General features: G+C 64.2%; 15 protein-coding genes. 10 read left to right on the top strand and 5 right to left on the bottom strand.

The genetic code is table 11. The features are described 5' to 3' along the window. Positions 1-28: 28 nt before the first annotated feature. Both OEZ49_RS15575 and OEZ49_RS15570 read left to right on the top strand, forming a co-directional pair. Complete coding sequence (locus tag OEZ49_RS15575) at positions 29-1,849, top strand: M3 family oligoendopeptidase (protein ID WP_263389183.1); 1,821 nt, start codon at positions 29-31, stop codon at positions 1,847-1,849. A 57-nt stretch (positions 1,850-1,906) separates the two neighbouring features. Then, positions 1,907-2,068, top strand: coding sequence for a hypothetical protein (locus OEZ49_RS15570; RefSeq protein WP_263389182.1), 162 nt, complete (start codon positions 1,907-1,909; stop codon positions 2,066-2,068). On the opposite strand, the gene urtE is transcribed toward OEZ49_RS15570, so the two are convergent. From urtE to urtA, 5 genes are read right to left on the bottom strand one after another with little or no spacing between them, the layout of a single operon-like run. Continuing rightward, a complete protein-coding gene (gene urtE, locus OEZ49_RS15565) occupies positions 2,069-2,764 on the bottom strand; it encodes an urea ABC transporter ATP-binding subunit UrtE (RefSeq protein ID WP_263389181.1) in 696 nt (231 codons plus the stop codon). Positions 2,765-2,767: 3 nt separating this feature from the next. Then, entirely contained in the window at positions 2,768-3,508 is a 741-nt protein-coding gene (gene urtD / locus OEZ49_RS15560) for an urea ABC transporter ATP-binding protein UrtD (RefSeq protein WP_263389180.1), read from the bottom strand. Beyond that, complete coding sequence (gene urtC / locus OEZ49_RS15555) at positions 3,505-4,734, bottom strand: urea ABC transporter permease subunit UrtC (RefSeq protein ID WP_263389179.1); 1,230 nt, start codon at positions 4,732-4,734, stop codon at positions 3,505-3,507. Before urtC ends, urtD begins: the two co-directional genes overlap by 4 nt. A 4-nt stretch (positions 4,735-4,738) precedes the next feature. Continuing rightward, positions 4,739-6,691: an urea ABC transporter permease subunit UrtB gene (urtB, locus tag OEZ49_RS15550; RefSeq protein WP_263389178.1), complete on the bottom strand. Its 1,953-nt coding sequence runs from the start codon at positions 6,689-6,691 to the stop codon at positions 4,739-4,741. 57 nt (positions 6,692-6,748) lie between these two features. Further along, the gene (gene urtA / locus OEZ49_RS15545; RefSeq protein ID WP_263389177.1) at positions 6,749-8,029 is read right to left on the bottom strand and encodes an urea ABC transporter substrate-binding protein; all 1,281 of its coding nucleotides are present in this window, start codon (positions 8,027-8,029) and stop codon (positions 6,749-6,751) included. A 461-nt stretch (positions 8,030-8,490) separates the two neighbouring features. Between urtA and OEZ49_RS15540 the strand changes: the two genes are divergently transcribed. From OEZ49_RS15540 to ureG, 8 genes are read left to right on the top strand one after another with little or no spacing between them, the layout of a single operon-like run. Continuing rightward, positions 8,491-9,252 carry an urease accessory protein UreD gene (locus OEZ49_RS15540; RefSeq protein WP_263389176.1) on the top strand — a complete coding sequence of 254 codons (762 nt, stop codon included), beginning with the start codon at positions 8,491-8,493 and terminating at the stop codon, positions 9,250-9,252. Between the two features lies 1 nt (position 9,253). Beyond that, the gene (locus tag OEZ49_RS15535; protein WP_164129411.1) at positions 9,254-9,556 is read left to right on the top strand and encodes an urease subunit gamma; all 303 of its coding nucleotides are present in this window, start codon (positions 9,254-9,256) and stop codon (positions 9,554-9,556) included. 11 nt (positions 9,557-9,567) lie between these two features. After that, the gene (locus OEZ49_RS15530; protein WP_263389175.1) at positions 9,568-9,732 is read left to right on the top strand and encodes a hypothetical protein; all 165 of its coding nucleotides are present in this window, start codon (positions 9,568-9,570) and stop codon (positions 9,730-9,732) included. After that, positions 9,729-10,034 carry an urease subunit beta gene (locus tag OEZ49_RS15525; RefSeq protein ID WP_263389174.1) on the top strand — a complete coding sequence of 102 codons (306 nt, stop codon included), beginning with the start codon at positions 9,729-9,731 and terminating at the stop codon, positions 10,032-10,034. Before OEZ49_RS15530 ends, OEZ49_RS15525 begins: the two co-directional genes overlap by 4 nt. After that, a complete protein-coding gene (ureC, locus tag OEZ49_RS15520) occupies positions 10,034-11,743 on the top strand; it encodes an urease subunit alpha (protein WP_263389173.1) in 1,710 nt (569 codons plus the stop codon). Before OEZ49_RS15525 ends, ureC begins: the two co-directional genes overlap by 1 nt. Positions 11,744-11,754: 11 nt before the next feature. Then, entirely contained in the window at positions 11,755-12,240 is a 486-nt protein-coding gene (ureE, locus tag OEZ49_RS15515; protein ID WP_263389172.1) for an urease accessory protein UreE, read from the top strand. Continuing rightward, positions 12,188-12,877, top strand: coding sequence for an urease accessory protein UreF (locus tag OEZ49_RS15510; RefSeq protein WP_263389171.1), 690 nt, complete (start codon positions 12,188-12,190; stop codon positions 12,875-12,877). Before ureE ends, OEZ49_RS15510 begins: the two co-directional genes overlap by 53 nt. After that, on the top strand, positions 12,874-13,509 hold the full coding sequence (gene ureG / locus OEZ49_RS15505) for an urease accessory protein UreG (protein ID WP_263389170.1): 636 nt from the start codon (positions 12,874-12,876) through the stop codon (positions 13,507-13,509). Before OEZ49_RS15510 ends, ureG begins: the two co-directional genes overlap by 4 nt. Positions 13,510-13,516 lie beyond the last annotated feature (7 nt).

The raw sequence follows: 13,516 nt of genomic DNA, 5'->3' as shown, positions 1-13,516 counted from the left end.
TGGGGCAACCAGAAATGACGAGGCCCACATGTTCCATCTGCCCTTTCCCGTTCGCGACGCCAATGCCGGTTCCGGTTCCAAGGATCTTGGCAACCTGCCCGAATGGGACTTGAGCGACCTTTATTCCGGCGAGGATGCGCCGGAACTGAAGCGCGACCTCGACTGGCTGGAAGCGGAATGTGCCGCATTCGCCGCCGATTACGAGGGCAAGCTGGCCGATCTGGATGCGGACGCCCTGCTGACCTGTGTGCAGCGCAACGAGAAGATCAGCGCCATCGCCGGGCGCATCATGTCCTTTGCGGGCCTGCGCTATTACCAGCTGACCATCGACGGGGGTCGGGCCAAGTTCATGTCCGACTGCCAGGAAAAAATCACCAATTTCACCACGCCGCTGGTGTTCTTCACGCTGGAGCTGAACCGGATCGAGGATGAGGCGCTGGCCGCGCGCTTTGCGGAAAACGCAGAATTGGCCCGCTATGCGCCCGTGTTCCGCCGCATCCGTGCAATGAAACCCTATCAGCTGAGCGACGAGCTGGAACGCTTCCTGCACGATCTGGGCGTGGTCGGCGACGCCTGGGAACGGCTTTTCGACGAGACCATCGCCGGGCTGACCTTTGACATCGACGGCGAAGAGCTGAACATCGAGGGCACGCTGAACCTGCTGACCGAGCAGGACCGCAGCAAGCGCGAGGCTGCCGCCCACGAGCTGGCGCGCGTCTTTGGCGAGAACATCAAGACCTTCGCCCGCGTCCACAACACCGCCGCCAAGGAAAAGGAAGTGATCGACCGCTGGCGCAAGATGCCCAGCGCCCAGACCGGTCGTCACCTCAGCAACGACGTGGAACCCGAGGTGGTCGAGGCCCTGCGCGAAGCGGTTGTCGCCGCCTATCCCAAGCTGAGCCACCGCTATTACGAACTCAAACGCAAATGGCTGGGGCTGGATCGGATGCAGGTCTGGGACCGCAACGCGCCGCTGCCGATGGAAGACACCCGCACCATCCCCTGGGCGCAGGCCGAGCGCATGGTGATGGAGGCTTATGACGCCTTTGACCCGCGCATGGGCGAGATCGCGGCGCCCTTCTTCTCCAAGGGCTGGATCGACGCGGCCGTGAAGCCCGGCAAGGCCCCCGGCGCCTTTGCCCATCCCACGGTGACCGAGGTGCATCCCTATGTGATGCTCAACTATCTGGGCAAACCGCGCGATGTGATGACGCTGGCCCATGAGCTGGGCCATGGCGTGCATCAGGTGCTGGCCGCCGGTCAGGGCGAAATGCTCTCCTCGACCCCGCTGACGCTGGCCGAGACCGCAAGCGTGTTCGGCGAGATGCTGACCTTCCGCAAGATGCTGGAAAAGGCCGAAACCCAGGAACAGCGCAAGGTGCTGCTGGCGGGCAAAGTCGAGGACATGATCAACACGGTGGTGCGCCAGATCGCGTTCTATGACTTTGAATGCAAGCTGCACGCCGCCCGCCGCCAGGGGGAACTCACGCCCGAGGATATCGGTGCGCTGTGGATGAGCGTGCAGGGCGAAAGCCTGGGGCCTGCGTTTGATTTCATGGAAGGCTATGAAAGCTTCTGGGCCTATATCCCGCATTTCGTGCACTCGCCCTTCTATGTCTATGCTTATGCGTTCGGCGACGGGCTGGTGAACGCGCTCTACTCGGTCTATGCCGAGGGCGCCGAAGGGTTTGAGGAGAAGTATTTCGACATGCTGAAGGCGGGCGGCTCGAAACACCACAAGGAGCTTCTGGCGCCCTTTGGCCTGGATGCCAGCGATCCCAAATTCTGGGACAAGGGCCTGAGCATGATCTCCGACATGATCGACGAGCTGGAGGCGATGGAGGATTGAGCGACTGGCACCAGCGGCGCGTCGCCCTGCGCATGCGCCTGCGCCCGGTGCTGCAACGTGCCGCGCGGGCTGCGCATCGTGGTGGGTGCGCTGCTGATTGTCGGTGGCGTGTTCGGCTTTCTGCCTGTGCTCGGCTTCTGGATGATCCCTTTGGGATTTATGGTGGCGGCGATGGATGTAGACCTCTATCGCCGCTGGAAACGTCGCAGACGGCGATAGTCAGACCGATACCGCCGCCAGCAAGTCGTCCCGCGCGACCTCGCCCGCCCGACCCCGCAGGCAAACCTGCCCGCGCTTGAGCGCCACGAAACTGTCCCCCAGCCCATAGGCAAAGTCGAAGAACTGTTCGACCAGCACGATGGCCATGCCACCTTGGGCGCGCAGATGTGAAATGACCTCGCCTATCTGCTGGATGATGTTGGGTTGGATCCCCTCGGTCGGCTCGTCGAGCAGCAGGAGCTTTGGCCGCGTGATCAGGGCCCGCGCGATGGCCAGTTGCTGCTGCTGCCCGCCCGACAGGTCGCCGCCGCGCCGGTTCTGCATCTGTTTGAGGACCGGGAAAAGCTGGAACATCTCCTCGGGCACCTGCCAATCGGATCGCGGCAGGCAGCCGAACCCGGTTTCTAGGTTCTCGCGCACAGTGAGCAACGGAAAAATCTCGCGCCCCTGCGGTACCAGTGCAACGCCCTTGCGCGCCATCGCATGGGCAGGCAGCACGCCCAGCGCCTCGCCATCCAGCGTCACCTGCCCGCCCGAGCGCGGATGGGTACCTGCAATCGCCTTGATCAGGCTGGTTTTGCCTACCCCGTTCGATCCCATCAGGCAGGTCACCTCGCCCGCGCGGGCCTCCATCGAGATGCCGTCGAGGATCCGCGAATGGCCGTAATGCAGGGTAATATCGTCAAGTTTCAGCATCTGTCAGCGTCCCAGGTAAACGTCGATGACCCGCTTGTCGGCGGTCACGTGATCAAGGCTGCCCTCGGCCAGGACCGCGCCTTCGTGCAGCACGGTCACCTTGCAGTTCAGCCGCCGCACGAATTCCATGTCATGCTCCACCACCACGACGGCACGGGTCTTTGCCGCCTCGACCAGAATGGCGGTGGTGTGTTCACGTTCCTCGGGGGTCATGCCGGCGGCGGGTTCGTCGACCAGCAGCAGGCGAGGATCCTGCGCCAGCAGCATGCCGATCTCCAGCCATTGTTTCTGCCCGTGCGACAGCTCGCCCGCCTTGCGCGGCAAATGGTCGGCAAGACCGATTTCGGCGGCCAGTTCCCCAACCCGCGCAAGATCGGCAGCGTTGGGGCGATAGAACAGGACAGACCAGGGGCCGCGCGGACCTTGCAGGGCCATCAGCAGGTTTTCGTGCACGCTCTGATCCTCGAAAACGGTGGGTTTCTGGAACTTGCGCCCGATACCCGCCCGGGCGATCTGCGCCTCGGACAGACCCAAGAGCGACAAGCTGCGCTCGCCCCACAGCACCCGGCCCTCGTCGGGCCGGGTCTTGCCGGTGACGATGTCCATGAAGGTGGTTTTGCCCGCCCCGTTCGGCCCGATCACCGCCCGCATTTCGGCCTGGCCGATACGGAAGGACAGGTTGTTGATCGCCTTGAACCCGTCGAAACTGACCGAGACGCCGGAAACTTCGAGAAGTGTGCTCATTCCGTGGCCTCCCGTTCGCGCAGAGCGCCCGCATCGGGACCCAGATCGGCGCCATGCCGGTCGGGAGGATGCCTGCCCTGCCAAAGGTCGAACAGCCCGCCGATGCCCGAGGGCGCAAAGAGTGTTACCAGCACGAAGGAAAGGCCCAGAACGATGGTCCACCAGTCCACCCATTTGATGACCAGCGGGCCCAGCGCCAGATCAGGGATCTGTCCACCGGTGAACCACGAGGAGACGAGGCTGACAAAGGCGGCCCCGATCACCGCCCCGTAAAGCCGCCCGCGCCCGCCGATGGCGACCCAGACGGCGAGGTAGATGGAGGCGATGGGCGCGATCTCGGCCGGGTTCACGATACCCGCCTGCGGGTAATAGAGCGCGCCTGCGATCCCGGCGATACAGGCGGTCAGGGTAAAGACGGCCAGCTTGTAGATCTCGACCGAGTAGCCGAGAAACCGCACCCGCGCCTCGTTGTCGCGAATGCCGCGGATGACCGAGCCGAACTTGCCCGAAACGATCCACGCGGCCAGCAGGTAACCTAGGCCCAGCGCCAGCGCCGAGGCCCAGAAGAACCACAGGCTGACCACCGATTGCGGCGCCTCGACCCCAGGCAGGTTCTGCAATCCGGACAGGCCGTTGTTGCCGCGCAACCCGCTGTCGTTCTGGAACAGGTACAGCGCCAGCGCCAGTGTCATCGCCTGGGTCAGGATCGAGAGATAGACGCCGGTCACCCGGCTTCGGAACGCGAGCCAGCCAAAGACCAGCGCCAGCAGCCCCGGCACCAGCACCACCATGGCCAGTTGCAGGACCAGACTGTCGGCAAAGGCCCAGACCAGCGGGAAGTCAGAGGAGCCCACCACGCCGAAGATCTGGGTGCCGATGGCATCCACGATCTCCTGCTCGGTCGGCGGCAGCGCGCCCTGGGCTAGCGAGCCTTCGACGATGAGCCGGGTGCGCTCATACATCAGCCACATGCCGATCATGTAGCCGCCCAGTCCGAAAAAGGCGAAATGACCAAGGCTGAGAATGCCGCAATAGCCCCAGATCAGGTCCATCGCGACCGCAATCAGGCACAGGCACAGCGTCTTGCCCAGCGTCTTGACGAAGCTGGTCGAGATCAGGCCAATGCCGAAGCCTTCGGACAAGACGCTGACGCCCAGGGTGAACAGGGCAAGAAGCGCAAGAAAGGCCAGCACCGACGGGTGACGCGCGACAAAGCTGTTTCTCATGGCGTCAATCCCCCGCCGCGCGGCCCTTGAGGGCGATGATCCCCCGCGGCCGGAACTGAATGAAGATGATGATGAAAATGATCATGTAGGTCTGCGCCGCGAGAGTGTTCGAAGGATTCAGCCATTCGATCCCCTTTTGCAGCGTGCCAATCATCGCGGCCCCGGCCAGCGTGCCCCAGATATTGCCGACACCGCCCACCACCACGGTCATGAAGCTTTGCACGATGTAATCGCTTCCCAGTTCCGATGTGACCTTGGCAAAGAGGCCGATGGCGACGCCCGCGATACCGGCGATGCCCGAGCCAAGGCCAAAGGTCAGCATGTTGATGCGGTCCGGATTGATGCCCATTGACGCCGCCATGCGCGGGTTCTGCGTCACGGCTCGGGTTTCCAGACCCAGCCTGGTGCGCCGCATGATGAACAGAAAGAGACTCAGAAAGATGAGCGCGAGGACAAAGATGGCGACGCGGATATAGCTGATCGACACCACGTCGTTCAGCACCCAGGCGCCGTCCAGCCAGCCCGGCGCAGTCAGCGGGCGCGCTTGCGTGCCAAAGATGTTCTTGGCCAGTTGCTGCAAGGCGATCGAGATGCCGAAGGTGGCCAGCAGCGTTTCCAGCGGCCGGTTGTAGAGATGCCGGATCACCAGCCGCTCCATCGCGACGCCTGCGGCAAAGGTGACGGCAAAGGCCAGCGGGATCGCCACAAGGATCGACAGGGTATGATCGGCAATCACCTGCTGCACCATGTAGCCGGTATAGGCCCCCATCATGATGAACTCGCCATGGGCCATGTTGATCACCCCCATCACGCCAAAGGTGATCGCCAGCCCGATGGCGGCGAGGAAATAGATCGAGGCCAGCGACAGCGCGTCCAGCCCAAGGTCAAGCGCCTGGTTCAGCCCGACGCGCATCTCGATGGCGGCCAGCGCCTCTTCGGCGGCTTCGGTAACGGCGGCGGAGGGTTCGGAATAGACCTCGACGAACCGGTGCCGGGTCACCACCACCTCGGGCGCCTCGGCACTGGACCAGCGCGGCACCAGCCCCGCCTGCGCCAGTTGCACATAGACCGCGTCACGGGCCTCCTGGGTATCGAGGCGGTGGACTGGAACGCCGGCGACCTGACCATCGACCATGTTCGCGATCAACAGCGCCTTGCGGACCTCTGCATCCGGGATCGGCTGCGCCAGCCCAGCGGCGATCAGCATGTCATAGGCGGTCGCTACACTGAGCAAGGGATCGCCCGGCTGGACCTCGCGACGAATATTGACAGTCGCGGGCAAGCCTTCGGCCAGCGCAATGCGGGTGACCAGCAGCGGATTGAGAGTCGCGCGCATGTCGACGCCAAGATCGCCCGACATTTCTTCTATCGCGGCGATCCGGATCGGCTCGTCGGGATCGAAGGCGATGGTCAACAGGCGTTCCACCCGCATCTTGCGGGCTTTCAGCGTCGGTTCGGTCTCGGCCGGGATCGACGCGCGCAACGGCGCCAGCAAATCGGCACCGGGGCTGCGCTGGATCGCATCCAGCGCTTCGGCGCGGCGGTTGGGATCGGGGTCTGACAATTGAAACTGCACCAGCGCGGTGCCGATCATCGCCCGCACGCCACTGTTCGGCTTGATCTGCTCCAGCCCGTCACGGCTCGCTGTCCCACGGCTCTGGCCGGTATCGAAATCGAAAAGCTCGACTTGGCGGGAGGGTTTCTCGACCCCGCGAAAGAACAGACCGTCATCGCTGCGCTGCCACATCTCCTTGGCGGCCCAGACCTGAAGCACCTCCTGCGCCTGCGGTAATCCGCTGGCAGCGATTGCGTCGATGGCCGAACCGATCGATGTGCGCGAACCCTTCTCGATGGTTGCGCGATGCGCCTGGAGCACGCTTTGTACCGTGGTGTCTTGCGCCATGGCCTGCGCGCAGAACAGCAGCAGCGCCGCCAGCGCGATTATCAGTCTTGTCATGTCATGATTTCCGCCTGTGGATCGGAAGGGGCGAAACGCCCCTTCCCCGCTGTCTGGTCAGTAGTTGGACAGCGTCTGGACGCAGGTCTTGGTCTGGGTGTTGTACATGCCACAGCCCAGATCCTTCCAATCCGACATCAGAACGGCGGATTCCGGCAGGAAGTCGGTCCAGGCGTCGCCCGGCACTTCGGAGGTCTGGCTGATGATGTCGAACTGGCCATCGGCCTGGATCTCGCCGATCAGCACCGGCTTGGCCAGATGGTGGTTCGGCAGCATGACGGCGGTGCCGCCGGTCAGGTTCGGAAACTCCTGCCCGTACATTGCCGCGCGCACGGCGTCCACCTCGGTGGAACCTGCGGCGGTGGCCGCGTTCACCCACATGTTGAAGCCGATGTAATGCGCCTCCATCGGGTCGTTGGTCACCCGGTCCTCGCCCATCCTGGCCTTCCAGGCCTTGACGAATTCGGCATTGATCTCGGTATCGGCCGACTGGAAATAGTTCCAGGCTGCGAGATGCCCGACGAGGTTGGTGGTGTCGAGGCCCGAGAGCTCCTCTTCGCCCACCGAGAAGGCCACCACCGGGATGTCATCCGCCGAAACGCCGACCGCCGCCAGTTCCTTGTAAAACCCGATATTGGCGTCGCCGTTGATGGTCGAGATCACGCCCACCTTCTTGCCGTCCGCGCCAAGGGCGACCACATCGGCCACGATCTTGGACCAGTCGGAATGGCCAAACGGCGTGTAGTTCACAAAGATATCCGAATCTGCGATCCCCTTCTGCTTGAGATAGGATTCGAGGATGTTGTTGGTGGTGCGGGGATAGACATAGTCGGTGCCCAGCAGCGCGAATTTCTCGACCCCCAGTTCCTCAAGGAAGTAATCGGTCGCCGGGATCGCCTGTTGGTTCGGTGCTGCCCCGGTATAGAACACGTTTTTCGAGCTTTCCTCGCCCTCGTACTGGACCGGGTAGAACAGCAGGCCGTTCAATTCCTCGATCACCGGCAGAACGGACTTGCGGCTGACGCTGGTCCAGTTGCCGAAAATCACATCCACATCGTGCACGGTCAGCAACTCGCGCGCCTTTTCGGCAAAGAGCGGCCAGTCCGAGGCCGGGTCGACCACCACCGCTTCAAGCTCGCAGCCCAGCAATCCGCCCTTGGCGTTCTGCTGCTCGATCAGCATCAGCATGGTGTCCTTCAGCGTCGTTTCCGAAATCGCCATGGTCCCGGACAGCGAATGCAGGACGCCGACCTTGATCGGGCAGTCGGCCGCCAGAGCCGGGGCGCCAAATGCCGCGAGCAGTGCGGCAGTTGCGAGAGTGGATTTCAGGTGAGTCATGTGTGTCTCCTCGCAGGGGCGCGCATCCGGGCCTTGCCGAAAAGGGCAAATCGACCTAGGTGACCCCTGCAACAAATTGTTGCACCCGTGTGGCGGCCGGTCAGAGCTCCAATTCGTCTGGTCGCCACACACCCGTTTACGGCGCGGCCTTTTGCGCCTTGGGTGGCTCATCGATTCTGCATCGCAGCATGAATCGCAACATTGGGATGTAGCTTTCCCCCCACCCCAAAGCCGGATGCCGGATTTTTAGGCCAACACCACGCAATTCGCTCAATTTCCGTGCAAAACCAGCGGTTGGCCAATGCAAAACAGCCTGCATCCCTGACACGTGGCCGACACTGTGCTGTCTCTTTGAGCAAAGGACGCCGCAGACGGAGGCCAAGATTACCGCAGCGCAGCACATACATCCCGACCGCTCCGACGATGCGCAGCCCCGTGCGATCGGGCAGGCCTTTCTGTCGGTGCGGACACGCACGGGGCGCAGCGAGCTGGAGGGCCTACGCCAGTCCGGCTCGCTCAAGCTGCTGTTCCCGCGGCGCGACAACAGCGCCTTGCAGGCGGTTCTGGTCAATACGGCGGGGGGCGTCACCGGCGGCGACCGGTGTTCCCTGCGCGCCGAGATCAGAAAGGGCGCCGCCGCGACCCTGACGACCCAGGCGGCCGAACGGGCCTACCGCGCCCGGGGTACTGCGCCGGGCCGGATCGACACGCGCCTGACCCTGGCCGAACGCGCGCATCTGAACTGGCTGCCGCAAGAGACCATCCTGTTCGACGGCTGCGCGATCCGGCGGAACCTGCGGATCGACATGGCCGGGGATGCCCGCCTGCTGATGGTGGAATCGCTGGTTTTCGGTCGTGCGGCAATGGGCGAGACCCTGACCGACGCGCAGTTCAGCGACCGGATCGAGATCCGGCGCGCTGGCAGGATCGCGCATCTTGATGTGCTCCACTTTGGCGGAAATGTCGCCGATCATCTGGCCCGGCCGCACGTGGCCGCAGGTGCCGGGGCGATGGCCAGCCTCGTGCTGATCGGGCCCAATGCCGCCGCGCATCTGGCGCCGGTGCTGGCCGCGCTGCCCGCCACGGGCGGTGCCAGCCTTGTTGGTGAAGACATGCTTCTGATGCGCCTGCTGGCACCGGACGGCTTCCTGCTACGCCGCACGCTGGTTCCGATCCTCAACCGCCTGACCCACAACGCACTGCCAAGACCCTGGATGATCTGACATGCAACTGACCCCGCGCGAAAAAGACAAACTGCTGATCGCCATGGCGGCAGAGGTGGCGCGCCGCCGCCTCGCGCGCGGCGTCAAGCTCAACTATCCCGAAGCCATCGCCTTGATCACCGATGCGGTGGTCGAAGGCGCCCGCGACGGGCGCTCGGTCGCCGACATGATGGAGGCGGGCGCACAAGTGGTACGCCGCGCCCAATGCATGGAGGGCGTGCCCGAAATGATCCCCGAGGTGCAGGTCGAGGCCACGTTTCCCGATGGCACCAAGCTTGTCACCGTTCACGAACCCATCCGCTGAGGAGACCCCAGATGAAGACCATGCTTTTCCTGCCGCTGACCCTGATCGCCGCCCCTGCCTTCGCGCATGATGGCTTCCACCTGCATCCGCACGGCTCCGGTGATTGGCTCGCCGTGTCGCTGGGCCTGATCGCATGTGGCCTGGCCCTTCTGGTCTGGCTGAAAGCCAACAGATGATCCCGGGCGAGGTTATCCCGGCTCCCGGCGACATCGAACTGAACACCGACAGGACCGCGACCATCCTGATGGTCGCCAACACCGGCGACCGCCCGGTTCAGGTCGGGTCGCACTATCACTTCGCCGAAACCAACCCGGCGCTGGATTTCGATCGCGTGGCGGCGCGGGGCATGCGACTGGATATCGCTGCGGGCACTGCCGTCCGGTTCGAACCGGGTCAACGCCGCGAGGTGCAGCTGATCCCCGTGTCCGGGAACCGCCGCATCTTCGGCTTCAACGGTCAGTTCATGGGAGATCTCTGATGCCCGCCCGGATCAAACGCACGGATTACGCCGCCATGTACGGCCCCACCACCGGCGACCGGGTGCGGCTGGCCGATACCGACCTGATCATCGAGGTTGAACGCGACCTGACCACCTATGGCGAGGAGGTCAAGTTTGGCGGCGGCAAGGTGATCCGGGACGGCATGGGTCAAAGCCAGGAGACGCGGGCCGCGGGCGCCGTCGATACCGTGATCACAAACGCGCTGATCGTCGACTGGACCGGCATCTACAAGGCGGATGTGGGCCTCAAGGACGGGCGCATCCACAAGATCGGCAAGGCCGGAAACCCGGATACCCAACCCTGCGTCGACATCATCGTCGGCCCCGGCACCGAGGTGATCGCGGGCGAAGGGCGGATCCTGACGGCCGGCGGGTTCGACAGCCATATCCATTTCATCTGCCCGCAACAGATCGAGGACGCGCTGCATTCCGGCCTGACCACCATGTTGGGCGGCGGCACCGGCCCCGCGCATGGCACGCTGGCCACCACCTGCACCCCCGGCCCCTGGCATATCGGGCGGATGATGCAGGCAGCCGATGCCTTTCCGATGAACCTTGCCTTTGCGGGCAAGGGCAATGCCGCGCTGCCCGCCGCGCTTGCGGAGCAGGTGCGGGCCGGGGCGTGTGCGCTGAAACTGCACGAGGACTGGGGCACCACCCCGGCAGCGATAGATTGCTGCCTGAATGTGGCGGACGCGATGGATATCCAGGTGATGATCCACACCGACACGCTCAACGAGAGCGGGTTCGTGGAGCATACGGTCAAGGCCATGAAGGGCCGGACGATCCATGCCTTTCACACCGAAGGCGCGGGCGGCGGCCATGCCCCCGACATCATCAGGATCTGCGGCGAGGATCATGTTCTGCCCTCCTCGACCAACCCGACCCGCCCCTTTACCGTGAACACGGTCGAGGAACATCTCGACATGCTGATGGTCTGCCACCACCTCGACAAGTCGATCCCCGAGGACGTGGCCTTCGCCGAAAGCCGCATCCGGCGCGAGACCATCGCCGCCGAGGACATCCTGCATGACATGGGCGCCTTCAGCATCATCGCCTCCGACAGCCAGGCCATGGGGCGCGTGGGCGAGGTGCTGATCCGCACCTGGCAAACTGCCGACAAGATGAAGAAACAGCGCGGCAGGCTGGCCGAGGAAAGCGGTGACAACGACAATTTCCGCGTCCGGCGCTACATCGCGAAATACACCATCAATCCGGCCATCGCGCATGGTATCGCGCATGAGATCGGCAGCATCGAGGAGGGCAAGCGCGCCGATCTGGTGCTGTGGAACCCGGCCTTCTTCGGGGTCAAACCGGAAATGGTGCTGTTGGGCGGCACCATCGTCTGCGCCCAGATGGGTGACCCCAACGCCTCGATCCCGACGCCGCAGCCGGTCTATTCCCGGCCGATGTGGGGCGCTTATGGCCGCTCGGTCGAGCACTCGGCCGTGCTCTTCGTCTCCGAGACGGCGCAGGCCGATGGCGTGCGCGCAAGACTGGGGTTGGCCAAACAGACGTTGGCCGTCCACAACACCCGCAATATCGGCAAGCGGGATCTGAGGCTGAACGACGCCCTGCCCCATGTGGAGGTCCATCCCGAAACCTACGAGGTGCGCGCGGATGGCGAACTGCTCACCTGCCAGCCCGCCGAAGTCTTGCCGATGGCGCAACGCTATTTCTTGTTTTGAAGGGAGCTGAGATGCAAGTCGTCACCAGCCAGAGTATTCGCCGTCGTGGCGAGTGGAGCGAGCCAGACGGATCCGTCCTGCTCACTTACGAAGAGCGGTTCCTGCGCCGCAAGATGCTGACCACCCTGCATTGCGAGGACTTTCTTGTCGATCTGGCACAGACCACATCGCTGGACGGCGGCGACGCCTTTGAGCTTGGCGACGGGCGCCTGATCGAGGTGGTCGCCGCAAACGAACCCCTGCTGGCCATCACGGGCGACAACCTGACCCGGCTGGCTTGGCACATCGGCAACCGGCACACGCCTTGCCAGGTCGAAGCGGACCGGTTGCTGATCAGGCAGGATCACGTGATCCGCGACATGCTTGAAAGGCTTGGCGCAAGTGTGAGCGAGGTCAACGCGCCCTTTGCCCCCGAAGGCGGAGCGTATGGGCACGGGCGCACCCATGGGCACAGTCACGGGCACGATCGCGGGCACGCGCATGCACATGGCCACTGATCTCGATCTGCTGACGCTCATGCAATGGGTGTCGCCCGCCTATCCGGTGGGATCGTTTGCCTATTCGCATGGGTTGGAGCGGCTGGTCCAGACTGGCACCGTGGCCAGCGCCGACGATCTGCAAGACTGGCTGTGCGACGTGCTCGACTTCGGTTCGGGCTGGTCCGATACCCTGTTTCTTGTCGCGGCCTGGCGTGCGGGCACCGGCGACGAGGTGCTGGATATCGACGCGAGGGCGCGCGCCTTTGCCGGACCCGCCGAACGCCGGATGGAAACCGGTCAGCAAGGCGCGGCCTTTGTCCGGGTCACGTCACAGGTCTGGGGAGGCGACGAGGCCGACATGGCCTATCCGGTTGCAGTCGGCCGCGCCGCGCGCGCCGCGGGCCTGCCGGTAGACCTGACCGCCAAGATGTATCTGCACGCCTTTGTCTCGAATCTTGTGTCGGCGGCACAGCGGCTGATGCCGCTGGGCCAGACGGCAGCGCAGGCGCTGGTCCATCGCATGGCGCCGCTCTGCGCCGCGCGGGCCGAGGCGGCCCTTGCCGCCGATCTGTCAGCCTTGTCCGGCACCGCCTTTCTGGCCGAGATCGCGGCCATGCAACACGAAACCCAGGAACCGAGGATATTCCGCACATGACCCAGATGAATGGTCCCCTGCGCGTCGGCATCGGCGGCCCGGTGGGCGCGGGCAAGACCAGCCTGACCGCCGCGCTGGCCCGTGCGCTGCGTGACACCCACTCCATCGGTGTAATCACCAACGACATCTACACGCAGGAGGACGCCGAGGCGCTGATGCGCATGCAGATCCTGCCACAGGACCGGGTGATCGGCGTCGAGACCGGTGGCTGCCCGCATACCGCGATCCGCGAGGATGCCTCGATCAACCTGGCTGCCGTCGCCGAGATGGAGCGGCGTCATCCAGATATCGAGATCGTGCTGATCGAATCCGGTGGCGACAACCTGTCTGCGACCTTCAGCCCGGAACTGGCCGATGTGACCCTCTATGTGATCGACGTGGCCGCTGGCGAGGAAATCCCGCGCAAGGGCGGGCCCGCGATCACCAGGTCCGATATTCTGGTGATCAACAAGACCGATCTTGCACCTTACGTCGGGGCCGACCTGAAGGTGATGGAGCGGGACGCCGCCCGGATGCGCGGCGAACGGCCCTTCGTTTTTGCCTCGGTCCGGCATGGAGAGGGCGTCGATCAGGTCCTGGCCCTGCTGGACCGTATCGGCGGTATCGGGCCGGGCCGGAAAAACGCGGCCTGATCCGGGG

Origin of the sequence: Ruegeria marisflavi, assembly GCF_025673445.1 — a bacterium.
Lineage (GTDB): Bacteria > Pseudomonadota > Alphaproteobacteria > Rhodobacterales > Rhodobacteraceae > Ruegeria_B > Ruegeria_B marisflavi.
Note: the sequence above shows the minus strand (reverse complement) of the source record. Positions and strands in the feature narration are given on the sequence as shown.